The sequence below is a fragment of the Nonomuraea sp. B19D2 genome (assembly GCF_040137845.1).
Taxonomy (GTDB): Bacteria; Actinomycetota; Actinomycetes; order Streptosporangiales; family Streptosporangiaceae; genus Nonomuraea.
In genome coordinates, this window is sequence record NZ_JBEFAK010000001.1 from 387,949 (window position 1) to 405,055 (window position 17,107).

Below are 17,107 nucleotides of genomic sequence, written 5' to 3' on the forward strand. Positions count from 1 at the left end.
GATGCGCACATGTATTCTCTGACCGAACATCCCCGTATCGCGGAACTTACGCCTTTACCGGCCCATGTCAAGGGGATCACGATGGTTGATCACGTGCAGTCGCTGGCCCGCGGGCTCGCGGTGATCCGGGCCTTCAGCGCCACGGAGCCCCAGCTGACGCTCAGCCAGGTGGCCCGCGCGACCGGGCTCAGCAGGGCGGCGGCCCGGCGGTTCCTGCTCACGCTCGAAGACCTGGGGTACGTGCGCAGCGACAGGCGGCTGTTCGCGCTCACGCCCAGGGTGCTCGAGCTGGGGTACGCGTACCTGTCGAGCCTCTCGTTGCCCGAGGTCGCCGATCCGCACCTGGAACGCCTCGCCGCCGAGGTGCACGAGTCGGCCTCGGTGGCGGTGCTGGACGGGGAGGACGTCGTCTACGTGGCCCGGGTGGCGACGGCCCGGATCATGCGCGTGACGATCAGCATCGGGACCAGGTTCCCTGCCTACTGCACGTCAATGGGGCGGGTGCTGCTCGCCGCCCTCCCTCCGGCCGAACTGGACGCGTACCTGGAGCGGGCCGAGCTGCGCCGTCTCACCTCGCACACGATCGTGCTGCCGGCGGCGTTGCGCGCGGAGCTGGACAGGGTGCGCGAGCGGGGGTGGGCGATGGTGGATCAGGAGCTGGAGGAGGGGCTCCGGTCGATCGCCGCGCCCATCCGCGACCGGTCCGGCCGTACGGTGGCCGCGCTGAACGTCTCGACCCACGCCAGCCGCACGACCCTCCAGGCGGCCCGGCGCGACCTGCTTCCCCCGCTGCTGGGCACGGCCGCCAAGATCGAAGCCGACCTCGCCGCTTTGACGGTCACCCGCGCCTGACCATCGACGGCGGGGTCGGTGGGAGGGGGTCAGCGGTTGCGGTAGCGGTCCGTGGCGTCGCGGGTCGCGCGGATGGCGGCGTCGGAAGCGTCGTACGTCCGCTGCGCCAGCCCCACGAAGATGCAGTCCACGATCAGCAGCTGACTGATCCGGCTGGCCAGCGCCCCGGGGCGGAAGGCCGTCTCCCGGCCCGCCGACACCAGCGTGTGGTCCGCCAGCTCGGCAAGCGAAGAGCGCGGGTTGTTCGTGATCGCCACGATCAGCGCCCCGGTCTCGGCGGCTGTGCGGGCGGGGACCAGCACGTCCGGCGTCTCCCCGCTGCAGCTGATCGCGACGGCCACGTCCCCTTCCCGGAGCAGCGCGGCGCTGGTCAGAGCCAGGTGCGCATCGCTGAACGGATGGCTCGACAGCCCGATCCGCAGCAGCTTCTGCGACATGTCCGCCGCCACCAGCCCCGAGGCCGCGACGCCGTACACGTCCACTCGACGCGCCACCGAGATGGCCTTCACCACGTCGCCCAACTGATCGGGATCGAGCTGCGCCGCGGTGTCGGCCAGCGCCTCGGACTCGGCCCGGGCCACCTTCGCGATCACGTCCGTCAGCGGGTCGTCGGGGGCGAGGTCGCCGGGCACGAGCCGTTCCGGCTCCTTGGCCACGGCCGCCGCCAGCGCGAAGCGCATCTGCGAGTACCCCGAGAAGCCCAGCGCGCGAGCGGTCCGGACGATGGTGGCCTCGCTCGTCCCGGAGACCCCGCTGAACTCGGTGATCGTGCTCCGTACCACCAGCCCGGGATCGTCCAGGATGATGCGGGCGATGGCCTGCGCCGCCGGCGTGAGCGACGGCAGCACGGCACGTACGGCGGCGACCGGGTTCGCGGGTTCGGTGGTCACTGAGTCAGCCATTCGGCCGCAGCCTGCGCGGACACGCGGGAGATCCCGTGGGTGGCCACGTGGACGGCATCGCCCGGGGGCGCCGGGACACCGGTGTCCACCACGATCGCGTCGGGCCGCATCACCAGCGCCTTGGCCACCGTCTCGCGTACCCAGTCGTGCCGGGCGGCGTCGTGCACCACGAGCACGATCGGCCGAGCGTCGCTCTTGAGGTCCGGCAGCTCGCCCGCGGGCTCCAGCTGCAGGCATGCCGTGTTCGGCAGGAGGGTGGAGAGCGCCGCCGTGATGCCCGTCGGCGTGGCGGGGTCCACAGCCTTGTTGAGGCGGGTGTTGACCTCGACGACCAGCGGTCCACGGTCGAGGGTGGCGGTGCCCGAGGTGGTCAGCGCCGCCCTGGCCGCCTCCAGGCCCACACCCCGGTCCACGTCGCTCCTGGCCTTGTCGCGCAGCGCCGCCTGCGCGACGTACCACTCGGAGAGCGCGAGCACCCGCGTGGCCGCCTCGGCGAGCCGCTCCTCGGACAGCTCTCCGGAGCGCACGGCGGCGACGATCGCGTCGCGCATCTCGTAAACGATCTCCTCGGAGCCCTGACCCACGCAGATGGCGTCCACGCCCGCGTTCAGCGCTCGCACCGCGATCTCGCCGGGGCGGAACATGGCGGCCACCGCCTGCATGTCGATCGAGTCGGTGACGAGCATCCCGTCGAAGCCGAGCTCGCCCCTCAGGAGCTCGGTCATCGCGGTACGGCTCAGCGTCGCAGGCAGCGACGGGTCGAGAGCGGGAATGAGCAGGTGGCCCGACATGACCGCGCGCACCCCCGCGCCGATCGCGGCCCGGAACGGCGGGAGGTCGCGGGAGAGTAGCACCTCGCGGGAGGCGTGCACGGTCGGCAGCGCCAGGTGGGAGTCGGTGACCGTGTCCCCATGGCCGGGGAAGTGCTTGGCGCAGGCGGCCACGCCCGCACCCTGGACCCCGTTCACGTACGCGACCGTGTGGCGGGACACCAGATCGGGGGACGGGCCGAACGAGCGCACGCCGATGACCGGGTTGGCCGGATTGGCGTTCACGTCGGCGTCGGGTGCGTAGTTGAGCGTGATGTCCAGCTCCGCCAGCATCCTGCCGATCTGGTGGCCCACCCGCTCGGTGAGGGCCACGTCGTCCACCACGCCCAGCGCCCTGTTGCCGGGAAAGGAGCTGCCGGCCAGGACCTCCAGCCGGGTGACCGTGCCGCCCTCCTCGTCGATGGCGATGACGGCGGCCGGGTTCTCGGCGCGCAAATGCCGTACGAGCTGTGCGTCGATGGCGTTGCGGGCGAACAGGACGACCCCGCCGAGACCTTCACCCAGGGCGCGTCGCAGCCAGTCGGGAGCGGAGGCCCCCTCGTACCCTGGATGCAGCACGGTCATCGCCAGTCTGGACAGGTCACCGCTCATCGGCATTTTCCTTCACGGTTGTTGATCTGAAGGTAATTTTCTGTCATCGTCGCCTTCGATACAACCACTTTCGAGAGGCCACCCCCCAATGCCCAGCAGAAGGACTCTCCTCAAGGGTCTCGCCCTCGCGGCCGCCGCCTCCGCCGTCCCGCTGCCCGCGTTAGCGCAGGCGGACTATGTTCCGCCGCTGCACCAGATGCGCGGCATGTGGATCGCCTCCGTGGTCAACATCAACTGGCCCTCGAAACCGGGGCTGACCGCCGAGCAGCAGAAAGCCGAGTTCGTCGCCTGGCTGGACGTGGCCGTGCAGCGCAAGCTCAACTCGGTGTTCGTGCAGATCAGACCGACCGCGGACGCGTTCTGGCCATCGCCCTTCGAGCCCTGGTCACAGTACCTGACCGGCACCCAAGGGCAGGACCCCGGCTACGACCCGCTCGGGTTCGCCGTGGCGGAGACGCACAAGCGCGGTCTGGCCTTCCACGCCTGGTTCAACCCGTACCGCGTCTCGATGCAGTCCGACCCCGCCAAGCTGCACCCCGACCACCCCGGGCGCAAGCACCCCGACTGGATCCTGCCGTTCGGCGGCAAGCTCTACTACAACCCGGGCCTGCCTGAGGTGCGGAAGTTCTGCCAGGACGCGATGATGGACGCGGTCACCCGCTACGACATCGACGGCCTGCACTTCGACGACTACTTCTACCCGACCAACACCGCGGCCTTCGACGACAGCGCCACGTTCGCCAAGTACGGCGCGGGCTTCCCCGACCTGGCCTCCTGGCGGCGCAACAACGTCGACCTCATGGTCCAGGAGATGCAGCAGCGGGTCCTTGCCGCCAAGCCGGACATCGCGTGGGGCATCAGCCCGTCGGGCATCTGGCGCAACAAGGCCACCGACCCGCTCGGCTCCGAGACCAGCGGCGGCCAGTCGTACGACGGCCTGCACGCCGACACCCGCGGCTGGGTCAAGAAGGGCTGGCTCGACTACATCGCGCCGCAGCTCTACTGGTACATCGGGCAGCCGCCGGCCGACTACGCCAAGCTCGTCCCCTGGTGGTCGGACGTGGCGAGCGGCACGAAGACCCTGCTGTGGATCGGCCAGGCCGCCTACAAGGCGGGCGACCCGGCGCAGGCGGCCCAGTGGCAGGCCCCCGGCGAGCTGTCCAGCCATCTGACGCTGAACAGGAAGCACCCTGAGATCGGCGGCGACATCTGGTACAACGCCAACGACGTCAAGGTCGACAGGATCGGCTCCATCACCACCGCCGTCAACGACCACTACCAGCGACCGGCGCTCGCTCCCGTGCTGCCCAGGCTGGCGAACGGCGAGCCGCCGCGCCGCCCCGTGCTGGCGTACGCGCTGCGCCGCTCCGGTGGGGTCGAGGTACGGGCCGTGGCCACCGGCAGGGACGAGCCGTTCCTGTTCGCGATCTTCCGCTTCGACGGGCACGCCTCGTCGGAGGCGTTCGCCGACGCGCGCAACCTCGTCGCGATCGTGCCCGGCGACCGGCAGGTCCGCTGGACGGACCCGGACGGCAAGCGCGGCGACCACTACTGCGTGGTGGCGGTGGACCGGGCCAACCGGACCAGCAAGCCGAGCAACGGCTTCAGAGTGATCTGAGGGCGCGCTGCGCCAACGCGCGTCGCCAGGCGGGTTTCCCGGCCGTCGACGTGCCCGCTTCCCGTGGTCGCGGGCACGTCGACACTCAGGTTCCGACGCTGCCGGAACCCCTCGCCGAAGCCCCGGTCGCGATCAGGCCCTAAGAGCCGTCCCTAAAAGAAGCCCTTTATGGTGGACCGCGTTCAGCGGTCCGCCACAGGCAGCGGTTTCTGCGCCTAGGATGCCCTTCGCCCGGCCGCCGATGGCTGCTCGGTCGAGGCGCCCGACGACCGCTGTGGTGGCACAACGGGGGTCGGGCGTACCAGACCGAGCGCGACGACCTCGTTGGCGAGGCGGGTGCGCCGGTTGGTGCCCTCGGGGATCCTGAACTTCTGGTAGAGCCGCAGCAGATGCTGCTTGACCGCGGCCTCGGTCACGACCAGGTCGTCGGCGATCTCACGTGCGGTCGCCGGGGCGACGAACGCCTCATCCGACAGCGCCGGCCTGCAGAGCGAGGTCAGCACGTCGACCTCGCGCCTGGTCAGCTCGGGCGCGGCCGCCCTGCGCAGCTCGACCTCGGGGGTGAAGTCCTCACGGGGGACTCCACCGATGCGACCCCGCGCCGCGCCGAACGAGACGACGTCGCCGTCGTCAAGAACCCTCCGGGCGATCGGCCTGCCGTTCACCCGCGTGCCGTTCCTGGACAGGCCCAGGTCGACGACGTACAGGTAGGGTCCTCGTCTGACGAACTCGGCATGGAGTCGAGACACGCTGGGATCGGTGAGCCGAATGTCGACTCCCCGGCCCCTCCCGACCGTCGTGATCTCGGGGCGCAACGGGACCACCTCGCCAGTGTCCTCGATGCGTATGAACGGCCCCTCCACTGGCGGTTCCTCCCCTTGTGAGGCAGCGTATGAACGGCACGCCTCCACCTGGGCACGGCAGTTCCTCCCCAGGTAGCCCGCCGTAACTATTACTACAGCTCCGGCTTACCCAAACGAGGGGATGCGGAATCGCCTTTGCTGAAAGGAGAATCCGGCGTGAAATTGGTCTGGACCTTTGCGGCCGGTTTTGCCTGCTCACGGGTAGACTTCGGTCGAAGATAAGCGGAGGAACCACTCATGGCGGACAAGCCCACGAAAGGTCTGGCCGATGTCGTAGCGGCGTCCACAGCGCTGAGCGACATTGACGGAAAGGCCGGTCGCCTCTTCTACCGTGGATACGACATCCACGACCTGGCCGGCCGCGCGACGTTCGAGGAGACCGCACACCTGCTGCAGCGCGGCAAGCTGCCCAACCGGTCCCAGCTCGACGCCTACGGCGAGGAGCTGGCACAGGGCCGGGAGCTGGGCGCCCTCGTCTCCGCGAACATCGCCGAGATCGCCGAGAAACAGAAACCCATGGAGGCGCTGCGCTCGCTGGTGTCGCTCTCCGGCGCGGACGACCCCGACAAGGACTCCATCGCCCCTGACGCCAACCTGCGCAAGGCGGCCCGGCTGACCGCGCAGCAACCCCTTCTGGTGGCCCGCTACCACGCCGCCCGCACCGGCGGCAGCGTCCCCGAGCCGGACCCGTCCCTGAGCATCGCCGCGAACTTCCTGCACGAGATCACCGGCCGCGTCCCCGACCCCCGTGAGGTCGAGATCTTCGACGAGTGCCTGGTGCTCCACGCCGACCACACCATGAACGCCTCCACGTTCGCCGCCCGCGTCTGCGCCGCGACCCTCTCCGACATGCACTCCGCGATCGTCGCGGCCATCGGCACCCTCAAGGGCCCGCTGCACGGCGGCGCGAACGAGCAGGTCATGAAGACGCTGGAGTCGATCCCGCCGGGCCAGGTGGCCCAGACCGTACGCGACAAGCTCGCGGCCCACGAGAAGATCATGGGCTTCGGCCACCGCGTCTACAAGACCGAGGACCCGCGCGCTACCCACCTGCGCAGGATGTCCGCCGAACTGGCTGAGGCCGGCGGCGACGACACCTACTATCGGATGTCCAAGGAAATGGAGGAGGTCGTCTTCGAGACCAAGGGCCTCTATCCGAACGTCGACTTCTACGCGGCTTCGGTCTACCACTATCTCGGCATCCCGACGGACCTGTTCACGCCGGTCTTCTCGGTCAGCCGGATGTCCGGCTGGACGGCCCACGTCATCGAGCAGCACGCGGACAACAGGCTGATCCGGCCCGACAGTGAGTACATCGGGGAGCGCGATCAGAAGTGGAAGCCGATCGACGAGCGATGAGCCTGGGCCGGAGAGAGCGAGGCACGATGCCAACGGAGGCCCGTAGCGAATGCGACCATCAACACGAGCGATGAGCCTGGGCCGGAGAGAGCGAGGCACGATGCCAACGGAGGCCCGTAGCGAATGCGACCATGAGCACGAGCGATGAGTCTGGGCGAATGCGACCATCAACACGAGCGATGAGCGAGAGCGTTGAGCGATCATCGGACTGAGCGTGAGAGCTGGGGACCGTACCCGCTGATCCTGGCGGGTGCGGTCATCGGTGTGCTCGTGATCCTTCTCTGGAACCTGCGCTGGGGCGGGTTCGTGCTGGGCGGCGTGATCATGATGGCCGCCGCTCTCCGCTTCGCCGGCTACGACGGGCAGCTGTCCGTACGCAGCAAGAGGGCCGACGTCATCACGCTTGCCGGGTTTGGGTTCGTGCTGGTCCTGACCTCGCTCTTGCTTTACAACAACGAGCTCAAGGCGCTGATCCTGTCCCTTTTCGCCCGTTGACCGGACGGTCCGATAGCCTCAACGCATCAATTCATTGAAGGGGAACCATTCGCATGCCCAAGATCAAGGTGGAGGGTCCGGTCGTCGAGCTTGACGGCGACGAGATGACCCGGATCATCTGGCAGTTCATCAAGGACCAGCTGATCCTTCCCTACCTCGACGTCGACCTGAAGTACTACGACCTCGGCATCGAACACCGTGACGCCACGGACGACCAGGTCACCATCGACGCCGCCAACGCCATCAAGAAGTACGGCGTCGGTGTGAAATGCGCCACCATCACCCCGGACGAGGCGCGGGTCGAGGAGTTCGGTCTCAAGAAGATGTGGAAGTCCCCCAACGGGACCATCCGCAACATCCTCGGCGGCGTCATCTTCCGCGAGCCGATCATCATGTCCAACGTGCCGCGCCTCGTCCCCGGCTGGACCAAGCCCATCGTGGTCGGCCGTCACGCGTTCGGCGACCAGTACCGCGCCACCGACCTCAAGATCCCGGGCGAGGGCACGCTGACCCTCACGTTCACGCCGAAGGACGGCTCCGAGCCGATCGAGCTCGACGTGTACGACTTCCCCGGCAGCGGCATCGCGATGGCGATGTACAACCTGGACGAGTCGATCCGCGACTTCGCCCGCGCGTCGATGCGCTACGGTCTGGCCCGCAACTACCCGGTCTACCTCTCCACGAAGAACACGATCCTCAAGGCGTACGACGGCCGCTTCAAGGACATCTTCGCCGAGGTCTTCGAGACCGAGTTCAAGGCCGACTTCGAGAAGGCCGGTCTCACCTACGAGCACCGCCTCATCGACGACATGGTCGCCGCGGCGATGAAGTGGGAGGGCGGCTACGTCTGGGCCGCGAAGAACTACGACGGCGACGTCCAGTCCGACACGGTGGCGCAGGGCTTCGGCTCGCTCGGCCTGATGACCTCGGTCCTGATGACCCCCGACGGCAGGACCGTCGAGGCCGAGGCCGCGCACGGCACCGTGACCCGCCACTACCGCGAGCACCAGAAGGGCAACCCCACCTCCACCAACCCGATCGCCTCGATCTTCGCGTGGACGCGCGGCCTTGCCCACCGCGGCAAGCTCGACAACACCCCCGCCGTGACCGAATTCGCGAACAAGCTGGAGGAGGTCTGCGTCGAGACCGTCGAGGGCGGCCAGATGACCAAGGACCTGGCGCTCCTGGTCGGCGGCGACGCCAAGTGGCTCACCACCCAGGACTTCCTGGCGGCGCTGGACGAGAACCTCAAGAAGAAGATGTCCGCCTAACCCCCGAATACGGCCTCTATCTGCGGTTATCTCGCAAGGTAGAGGCCGTTTCGCATGTCTGGGCCGCCGACGGCCCCGTCACCGGACGGCGGGAACGGCGCCTGTCAGCTGGACGGACCCGCGAGCAGGCCGCGCAGGACAACGGGCATGATTCCGCCGTGCCGGTAGTAGTCGGCCTCGCGAGGCGTGTCGAGGCGGAGGCGGGCCTGGAAGGTGACGGCGAACTGCAGCGGCAGGATGCCCATGCCGACCAGGCAGGGCGGCGGTCGGTTGTTCCCAGACCATCTCTTGACGGTGCGGCGGCGTGCCGTAGTTGATCAGCTGGGTAAGAGCCCCCACAGCAACAGTCGTACGTGTCTCGGGGGGTTCGGATGCGACTGCGTATTCTCAGTGGACTGGGCCTGCTGGCCGCCGCGGCGAGCCTGACCGGATGCGGCTCGCAGCCCAGCACCGTCAAGATGGCCGACACCAAGGTCGACGCCGCGGCCAAGCTCAAGGCGGCCAAGGTCGCCAAGGCCCAGTTCGCCGCCAAGGTCAAGGCGAATGAGCTGGGGCAGATCCCGGTGCTCATGTTCCACCGGGTCATCGACAAGCCGACCACGACGGATGACAGGACGCCACAGCAGTTCCGCGCGGACCTGGAGCGGCTGGCCAGGGAGGGGTACGTGCCGATCACGGCCACCGAGATGGTGACCGGCAAGATCGACATCCCGGCCGGCAAGCACCCCGTAGTCCTGACATTTGATGATTCGTCCCCCTCGCAGCTCACGCTCAACGAGGCGGGCGTCCCCGCACCCAACACGGCCGTCGCGATCCTGAAGGACGTGGCCGCCAAGAACCCGGGATTCCGCCCGAAGGCGACGTTCTACGTCACCCGCGACATGTTCGGCAAGAGCGCGCGCGAGGAGCAGGCCCAGGTGCTGCTCTGGCTCAAGGACAACGGCTTCGACATCGGCAACCACACCCGCGACCACATCAACCTGCGCGGACGCTCGCACAAGGAGGTCGAGGAGCAGATCGGCTCGATCGCCAAGGAGATCAACTCCCTGTCCAACATCAACCCGACCACGATCGCCCTGCCCTACGGCAACCAGCCGTCCAAGAGGGAGTGGGCCCTGCACGGCGGCAAGGCCTACAACCACCAAGGCGCGTTCCTGGCGGGGTACACACCCGCGGCGTCGCCCTTCAGCAAGGCGTTCGACCCGGTGGGGATCCCGCGGATCAAGGTCATGGAGAAGAAGGGCGACTGCAAGCAGTTCTGCTCGGAGGCCTGGCTGGACTGGCTCAAGAGCAACCCGGACATGCGCTACACCTCGGACGGGGACGGGAGCACGGTGGCGTATCCGAAGTTCAAGACCCCGTACCTGCGCAAGACGTTCACGCAGTGGAGCCTGCCCTACTGAGGAACGTTCCAGGCGACCGCCGGATCACGGCTTCCTGGCGAACGTGATGCCCGCCGCGCGCAGCCGGTCGATGAGCGGCTGTCCCATGGCCGAGGCCGTCGTCAGCTGGCCCGCACGATCCGGCAGGTCGTCGAAGGCGAGGCAGAGGGCCGATTCCGCGAACATCTTCGCGGTCTCGCCGTAGCCGGGGTCGCCGCCCGCGACCTCCGTCACCACGCGCTCGCCCCCGCCCTGGCCCAGGAACGTGACCTTGAACCAGTTCCGCGCGCGCCGCTCGGCAGAAGGGCCTTCGCCGGGCCGCACGCGGCTCTGGATCCGGTCGCGTACCGGCGGGATCTGGGCGAGCACGGCGAAGGCGCCCGCGCCCGCCGCCGTGGCCAGGGCGGCGGGGAGGGTCCTGACGGCGTAGTGCTGGCGATAGGTGAAGTCCGGGCCGTAGCGGTCGAGGAGGCGGGCCGAGTAGCCGACGATGAACGGGTCGACGGTCGGCATCGGGAGCGCCCAGCCGCCCACGTACCGGACGCCGCCGGGCAGGGAGCTCACCTTGCGGCCGGCAGGCCCGGGCTCGGCGGAGCGGCGCTGCGTGCCCTGCTCCACCATCTGCCGGGCGCGGCCGAAGATGGACATCATGGTGGCCAGGGTGCCGCCCGACGGGCTCATGTTCGCCCGCAGGAAGCCGCTCACCTTGAGCGGCACGCCTTCGGGGAGCTGGCTGACGGTGTGGAGCACGCCCAGGTCGTACGGGATGGAGTCGAAGCCGCAGGCGTGCACGAGCTTGGCGCCGCTCCTGGCCGCCCTGTCGTGGTAACGGACGTAGACCCGGTCCACGAACTCGAGCTCGCCCGTCAGGTCCAGGTAATGAGTGCCGGCCTCGGCGCAGGCAGCCACCAGCGGCTCGCCGTACGTGACGTAGGGGCCGACCGTCGTGGCCAGGACACGCGTCTGACGCGCGAGCCCGGCCACCGAGGCCGGATCCGTGGCGTCGGCGAGCAGGATCGGCACGTCGAGCCCCAGCCGCTCCAGCTTGGCGCGGTCGCGCCCCGCCAGCGCCCAGCGCGTGCCGGGGCCCGCGGCATCGGCCAGGTAGGCGGCCGTGAGCGCGCCGGTGAAGCCGCTCGCTCCGAAGAGCACGATGTCGTAGGGGCGGTCCATGATCCTGAGCCTCCACGCAGAAGGGCAGCGCACGCAACCCCTCCCTCGCAGGCGGCGAGTAAAACCGTGACGTCACGAACGGTTAACGGATCCCTGAGAAGTTGCTGACCGTCGTAAAGTTTGCGTGGTTGGGGTTCAGCACACGTGGGGATGACGAATGCCGCAAATATCGCCGCTGGTCGCCGGCGATCCCGCCCATCTGGGGTCCTTCCGGCTGTCCGGACGGATCGGAGAAGGCGGTCAGGGCATCGTTTACCTGGGCGTCAACGACAAGGGGGAGCGCGCCGCGATCAAGCTCCTGCATGTGAAGTTCAGCGGTGACACGATCGCCAGGTCGCGTTTCGCGAGGGAGCTGAAGGCGGCGCAGCGGGTGGCGTCGTTCTGCACGGCCCGGGTGATAGAGGCCGATCTCGACGGCAACACGCCCTACATCGCGAGCGAGTACATCGACGGCCGGCCGCTCAGGGAGATCGTCGAGACTGACGGGCCGCTCACCGGCACCGTGCTCGACCGGCTGGCCATCGGCACCGCGACCGCGCTCACCGCGATCCACCACGCCGCGATCGTCCACAGGGACTTCAAGCCCGACAACGTGCTGATCGCCGCCGACGGGCCGCGCGTGGTGGACTTCGGCATCGCCCGGATCATCGACTCCACCGGCACGATCACCAGCCGGGCCATCGGCACGCCCGCCTACATGGCGCCGGAGCAGATCGCGGGCGACGAGGTGGGGCCCTATACGGACGTGTTCTCCTGGGGCGCCACCATCGCGTTCGCGGCCACCGGGAAACCGGCGTTCGAGGGCAAGTCCATCGCGGTGGTGCTCAACCGCATTCTCAACCACGAGGTCGACGTCGGCATGATGCCGGAGCCGCTGCGCAGCGTGGTGCGCTCCGCGCTGGCCAAGTCGTCCGCCGACCGGCCGTCCGCCGACCAGATCCTGCTGCGGCTGCTCGGTCAGCCGTCCACCGTGGGGGCGTCCACGGCGGTGCTCACCCGGGGCGTGCAGGTGGCCAGCGACGACACCACGCCGTTCAGCAGGGTGTCGGCCGGGTCGATCACCGACCTGCCCGCTCGGAAGGAGGCCACCCCGACGGGGCCGCCCTCCGCGGGGAGTGCCCCCACAGCGTTCCCCTCCGCGAAGGAGAGCGCCCCGATGGGACTGCCTCCCGCTGCGAAGGAGGCGGCGGCGACGATGCCGCCCGCTCGGAACGAGGCGGCCCTGACGCCGCCGCCGCGCGAGCGGCCGTTCCCGGTGACCGAGCCCGCTGTGCCCGCGCGGTCGCGCCGCGCGAAGGTGTGGCTCGCGCTGGCCACCGCGACCGTCCTGCTCGCCGCCGCGGCCATCGCGCTGGTGCTGAAAGTCGGCTGGCCACTGGCGTTCAGTGGGGAGCCCGATCCCTCCGAGACGTTCGACGCGCAGGATCCCGGCGCGTTCGCCACTGTGGTGGACAAGGTGGCGCAGACCGGGAAGATCGTGATCGGCGTCAAGGGCGACCTGCCCGGCGTGGGCCTGGAGAACGGCACACCCGGCGACGAGTTCCAGGGCTTCGACATCGACGTGGCCAAGCGCATCGCCGCGGAGTTAGGGGCGAAGGAGACCGAGTTCGTCAGGGTCAGCAGGGACGACCGGGCGGGCGCGCTCGACGACGGGAGCGTCGACCTCGTCGTGGCCACATACTCGGTCGACAAGTCCGAGACCCAGTTCGCGGGGCCCTACTACCTGGCCCACCGCGACGTCCTCGTGCGCGCGGGCAGCGGCATCGACTCCATCGACGACCTGAAGGGCAAGAAGCTCTGCGCCCCCGACAGCCCGTCCGTCGGCGACGTGCAGGACAAGGTGGCGGTCGAGCCGGTCGGCGCCACCGACTACGCCGACTGCATGGCGCTGCTCAGGAGCGGCAAGGTGGACGCGATCCCCGGTGACGACCTGATCCTGGCCGGGTTCGCCGCCCGCGAGAACATGCGCTTCAAGGTGCTCGGCGCCAAGCTCAACAACGAGCGCTACGCCGTCGGCATCAGGAACGGCGACGTGAAGACCTGCAAGGCGGTCAAGGCCGTGATCGCCGACCTCTATCGCACGGGCTTCGTGAAGCAGCTCTTGACCAGGCATTTCGCCAAGGTTGACTTCGAGCCGGAGCTGAAGGTGCCCGCGATGGAAACCTGCTGATGACAAGCGGGTAACATCCCAAAGTCAGCGAATATCCCGCGAGTGAGGGGAAGGCCATGGGGCCCGTCAAGGTGACCGTCACCGGAGCAGCCGGTCAGATCGGCTACGCACTGCTCTTCCGCATCGCGTCGGGGCAGCTGCTCGGCGCCGACGTCCCGGTCAAGCTCAGCCTGCTGGAGATCCCGGCGGCGGTGAAGGCCGCTGAGGGCACCGCCATGGAGCTCGACGACTGCGCGTTCCCGCTGCTGTCCGGCATCGAGATCACCGACGACCCCAACGTCGCCTTCGCCGGCGCCAACGTCGCCCTGCTGGTCGGCGCCATGCCGCGCAAGGCCGGCATGGAGCGCGGCGACCTGCTCGGCGCCAACGGCGGCATCTTCGGCCCGCAGGGCAAGGCGATCAACGACCACGCCGCCGACGACATCAGGGTCCTGGTCGTGGGCAACCCGGCCAACACCAACGCGCTCATCGCCCAGCAGAACGCGCCCGACGTGCCCGCCGACCGCTTCACCGCGATGACCAGGCTCGACCACAACCGCGCGCTGTCCCAGCTGGCCGCCAAGCTGCAGATCCCAGTCACCGAGATCAAGAACATGACGATCTGGGGCAACCACTCCGCGACGCAGTACCCCGACCTGTTCCACGCCGAGGTCGGCGGCAAGGTCGCGGCCGAGCAGGTCGACCCCGAGTGGCTGCGCGAGACGTTCATCCCGACGGTGGCCAAGCGCGGCGCCGCCATCATCGAGGCCCGCGGCGCCTCCTCGGCCGCCTCGGCCGCCAACGCGGCGATCGACCACGTCTACGACTGGGTCAACGGCACCGACTGGACCTCCGCGGCCGTCGTCTCCGACGGCTCCTACGGCGTGCCCGAGGGGCTCATCTCGTCGTTCCCCGTGCGTGCGGTGAACGGCAAGTTCGAGATCATCCAGGGGCTCGAGATCGACGCGTTCTCCCGTGACCGGATCGACGCCAGCGTGCGCGAGCTGGCGGAGGAGCGCGACGCGGTGAAGGAGCTCGGCCTCATCTGACGCCTCCCGGCCCCCCGCTTCCGCGCGGGGGGCTTCAGGGCGGACAGGACACCGGCTGCTCGGCGGGAGCGGGCTGCGGTGTGGCGAAGACCACGCCTGCGGCGGCCAGGAGGCAACCCGCCACGATGAGGACACCGAAGAGCAGCTTCGTGACCCTTGGTGAAAAGTTCCTCACATTTGGGTATCACAGCACATTTCCGGGTGCCGTATCACGCATTTGCGGAAAGCGCGTCCCACGCGTCGGAAACGATGTCGCGCAGCGATGGACGTTCGGCCTTCCAGCCCAGCTCGCGCTGGATCCGGGCGGACGACGCGACCAGTACGGCGGGGTCGCCGGGGCGGCGGTCCGCGATGACGGCCGGGATCTCGTGCCCTGTGACCTCGCGGCAGACCGAGATCACCTCCTGCACGCTGAAGCCGCTGCCGCTGCCCAGGTTGTAGATCTGGTGCTCGCCCGGCACGATCGCCTCCAGCGCCAGCAGGTGCGCCCGCGCGAGGTCGGCCACGTGGATGTAGTCGCGCACGCAGGTGCCGTCGGACGTCGGGTAGTCGGTGCCGAAGACGCTCACGGACTCCCGCTCGCCGGTCGCGACCTTCAGCACGTTCGGGATGAGGTGGGTCTCGATCGTGTGCCGCTCACGGTAGCGGCCGTAGGCGCCGGCCACGTTGAAGTACCGCAGGCTCACCGCGCCGAGGCCGCGGACCTGCGCGAACGCGCTCAGCGCGGTGTCGACGGCCAGCTTGGAGGCGCCGTAGGGATTGGTCGGGCGCGTCGGGTCGTCCTCCTCGATCGGGGAGCGCTCGGGCTCGCCGTACGTGGCCGCCGTCGAGGAGAACACGATCCTGCCCACGCCCTTGTCCCGCATGGCGTCGAGCAGGGCCAGCGTGCCACCGAGGTTGTTGGACCAGTAGAGCCCCGGCTTCTGCACCGACTCGCCCACCAGCGACTTGGCCGCGAAGTGCAGCACCGCGTCCATGCCGTCGAGCGCGTCATGTGCCTCCGTGATGCTTTTTTGGACAAACCTGGCACCTTCCGGCACCGCGTCCTGATGCCCCGTTGACAGATCGTCGAGTACGGTCACGTCGTGTCCTGCCTCGATGAGCTGCGCCGCGACCACACTGCCGACGTATCCGGCACCCCCGGTGACCAATAGCCTCATGTGTGCTCCTGTTCAAATTTGTTTGATTTTGTACGGCTTGCCGTTCAGCATACGCGGGAAAGCCGCCGAGTACGCTGCCAACCACCATGTTTGACACCGTCGCGGCCAACATCGCCCTGGTTCTGCTGTTCATCCTGATCGGGGGGTTCTTCGCCGCCGCCGAAATCGCGATGGTCTCCCTCCGGGACAGCCAGGTCCGCAAGCTCTCCCAGCGGGGCCGCCGGGGCGAGCGGGTGGCCAAGCTCGCCCGCGACCCCAACCGCTTCCTGTCCGCCGTCCAGATCGGCGTGACCGTGGCCACCATGTTGTCGGCCGCGTTCGGCGCCGACCGGCTCGCCGGGCAACTGGTGCCCCTGCTCGAGCAGTGGCGGGTGCCCGGGGCCGTTGCCCCCGTGCTCGCGCTCGTGCTGGTGACGCTGGCGATCTCGTACCTCTCGCTCGTGCTGGGCGAGCTGGCGCCCAAGCGGCTGGCGCTGCAGCGGGCCGAGGGGCTTTCGCTGTACGTGGCGCCGTTCCTCGACCGGATCGCGTCCCTGTCGCGGCCGATCATCTGGATGTTGTCGAAGTCCACCGACCTCGTGGTCCGGCTGCTCGGCGGCAACCCGGCGGCCGGTCGCGAGGAGGTCACCACCGAGGAGCTGCGCGACATGGTGGTCGGGCACACCGATCTCACCGCCGACGAGCGCAAGCTGATCGCCGAGGTGTTCGCGGCGGGGAAGCGGCAGCTCAGGGAGGTGATGTTGCCGCGTACCGAGGTGGAGTTCATGGACGCCGACACCCCGCTGGACGAGGCGGCCCACCTCGCCGCCAGGCTGCCGCACTCTCGTTTCCCCGTCTACCGGGACACCTACGACGAGATCATCGGCTTCGTGCACGTACGTGACCTGCTGGACCCCGAGCTCACCGGGCGGACCGAGCCGATCAGCGCGGTGGTGCCGATCCGCGCGGCGAAGTTCGTGCCCGCGTCCAAACGGCTGCTCAGCACCCTGAACGAGATGCGCGACGAGGGGCAGCACCTGGTGATCGTGGTGGACGAGTACGGCGGCACGGCGGGCATCGTGACCATGGAGGACCTGGTCGAGGAGTTGATCGGGGACATCAGGGACGAGTACGACGTCGAGGAGGACGTCGTGGTCCTGCCCGCCGGTGAGATCGAGATCGACGGCCTCACGAACCTCAACGACGTCGCCACCGAGACCGGCATCCGGCTGCCCGACGGCCCGTACGAGACGCTGGCCGGATTTGTCATGGCGATGCTGGGGCATGTGCCAGCTGTAGGGGAAAAGGTGGAAATAACGGGATTTGAGATGACAGTAACCGAGCTGGACGGGCGCCGTATCTCCAGGGTTAGAGTGAAACGCCGTCCAGCGACCGAGTCGCCGCTCGAGCGGGATTCCTGACACAATTGCCTGC

At 68.9% G+C, this 17,107-nt stretch carries 15 protein-coding genes; 9 read left to right on the forward strand and 6 right to left on the reverse strand.

Annotated features, from left to right (window positions below):
- The first annotated feature begins 81 nt into the window (after positions 1 to 81).
- Positions 82 to 852 carry an IclR family transcriptional regulator domain-containing protein gene (locus tag ABN273_RS01990; RefSeq protein WP_349446841.1) on the forward strand — a complete coding sequence of 257 codons (771 nt, stop codon included), beginning with the start codon at positions 82 to 84 and terminating at the stop codon, positions 850 to 852.
- A gap of 29 nt (positions 853 to 881) precedes the next feature.
- Here the strand turns inward: ABN273_RS01990 and ABN273_RS01995 are convergent, their stop codons facing one another.
- Positions 882 to 1,754, reverse strand: coding sequence for a MurR/RpiR family transcriptional regulator (locus ABN273_RS01995; RefSeq protein ID WP_349446842.1), 873 nt, complete (start codon positions 1,752 to 1,754; stop codon positions 882 to 884).
- On the reverse strand, positions 1,739 to 3,175 hold the full coding sequence (locus ABN273_RS02000) for a glycoside hydrolase family 3 protein (protein WP_349446843.1): 1,437 nt from the start codon (positions 3,173 to 3,175) through the stop codon (positions 1,739 to 1,741). Before ABN273_RS02000 ends, ABN273_RS01995 begins: the two co-directional genes overlap by 16 nt.
- 88 nt (positions 3,176 to 3,263) lie before the next feature.
- On the opposite strand from ABN273_RS02000, the gene ABN273_RS02005 reads away from it, so the two are divergent.
- Positions 3,264 to 4,793 (forward strand): glycoside hydrolase family 10-like protein, encoded by a 1,530-nt coding sequence (locus ABN273_RS02005; RefSeq protein ID WP_349446844.1) that lies wholly within the window; start codon positions 3,264 to 3,266, stop codon positions 4,791 to 4,793.
- Between the two features lie 215 nt (positions 4,794 to 5,008).
- Here the strand turns inward: ABN273_RS02005 and ABN273_RS02010 are convergent, their stop codons facing one another.
- Positions 5,009 to 5,656 carry an FHA domain-containing protein gene (locus tag ABN273_RS02010; protein WP_106236302.1) on the reverse strand — a complete coding sequence of 216 codons (648 nt, stop codon included), beginning with the start codon at positions 5,654 to 5,656 and terminating at the stop codon, positions 5,009 to 5,011.
- A gap of 237 nt (positions 5,657 to 5,893) precedes the next feature.
- Here ABN273_RS02010 and ABN273_RS02015 point away from each other — a divergent pair, with 237 nt between their 5' ends.
- The 3 genes from ABN273_RS02015 (at position 5,894) to ABN273_RS02025 (ending at position 8,781) form a co-directional block, all read left to right on the forward strand.
- Positions 5,894 to 7,015: a citrate/2-methylcitrate synthase gene (locus ABN273_RS02015; RefSeq protein WP_349446845.1), complete on the forward strand. Its 1,122-nt coding sequence runs from the start codon at positions 5,894 to 5,896 to the stop codon at positions 7,013 to 7,015.
- A gap of 192 nt (positions 7,016 to 7,207) precedes the next feature.
- Positions 7,208 to 7,510 (forward strand): DUF3017 domain-containing protein, encoded by a 303-nt coding sequence (locus ABN273_RS02020; RefSeq protein WP_349446846.1) that lies wholly within the window; start codon positions 7,208 to 7,210, stop codon positions 7,508 to 7,510.
- Positions 7,511 to 7,563: 53 nt separating this feature from the next.
- The gene (locus ABN273_RS02025; RefSeq protein WP_349446847.1) at positions 7,564 to 8,781 is read left to right on the forward strand and encodes an NADP-dependent isocitrate dehydrogenase; all 1,218 of its coding nucleotides are present in this window, start codon (positions 7,564 to 7,566) and stop codon (positions 8,779 to 8,781) included.
- A 104-nt stretch (positions 8,782 to 8,885) separates the two neighbouring features.
- Here the strand turns inward: ABN273_RS02025 and ABN273_RS02030 are convergent, their stop codons facing one another.
- Entirely contained in the window at positions 8,886 to 9,026 is a 141-nt protein-coding gene (locus tag ABN273_RS02030) for a hypothetical protein (protein ID WP_349446848.1), read from the reverse strand.
- A gap of 126 nt (positions 9,027 to 9,152) precedes the next feature.
- Between ABN273_RS02030 and ABN273_RS02035 the strand changes: the two genes are divergently transcribed.
- Positions 9,153 to 10,184, forward strand: coding sequence for a polysaccharide deacetylase family protein (locus tag ABN273_RS02035; RefSeq protein WP_349446849.1), 1,032 nt, complete (start codon positions 9,153 to 9,155; stop codon positions 10,182 to 10,184).
- 24 nt (positions 10,185 to 10,208) lie between these two features.
- Here ABN273_RS02035 and ABN273_RS02040 read toward each other — a convergent pair whose 3' ends face one another.
- Positions 10,209 to 11,336, reverse strand: a complete 1,128-nt coding sequence (locus tag ABN273_RS02040) for a saccharopine dehydrogenase family protein (RefSeq protein ID WP_349446850.1) — start codon at positions 11,334 to 11,336, stop codon at positions 10,209 to 10,211.
- A gap of 157 nt (positions 11,337 to 11,493) precedes the next feature.
- On the opposite strand from ABN273_RS02040, the gene ABN273_RS02045 reads away from it, so the two are divergent.
- Together ABN273_RS02045 and ABN273_RS02050 are read left to right on the forward strand one after the other, a co-directional pair.
- The gene (locus tag ABN273_RS02045) at positions 11,494 to 13,506 is read left to right on the forward strand and encodes a protein kinase domain-containing protein (protein WP_349446851.1); all 2,013 of its coding nucleotides are present in this window, start codon (positions 11,494 to 11,496) and stop codon (positions 13,504 to 13,506) included.
- Positions 13,507 to 13,562: 56 nt separating this feature from the next.
- Entirely contained in the window at positions 13,563 to 14,534 is a 972-nt protein-coding gene (locus ABN273_RS02050; protein WP_349446852.1) for a malate dehydrogenase, read from the forward strand.
- Between the two features lie 209 nt (positions 14,535 to 14,743).
- Here ABN273_RS02050 and galE read toward each other — a convergent pair whose 3' ends face one another.
- Positions 14,744 to 15,694 (reverse strand): UDP-glucose 4-epimerase GalE, encoded by a 951-nt coding sequence (gene galE, locus ABN273_RS02055; protein WP_349446853.1) that lies wholly within the window; start codon positions 15,692 to 15,694, stop codon positions 14,744 to 14,746.
- An 86-nt stretch (positions 15,695 to 15,780) separates the two neighbouring features.
- Here galE and ABN273_RS02060 point away from each other — a divergent pair, with 86 nt between their 5' ends.
- On the forward strand, positions 15,781 to 17,094 hold the full coding sequence (locus tag ABN273_RS02060) for a hemolysin family protein (RefSeq protein WP_349446854.1): 1,314 nt from the start codon (positions 15,781 to 15,783) through the stop codon (positions 17,092 to 17,094).
- Positions 17,095 to 17,107: the final 13 nt, after the last annotated feature.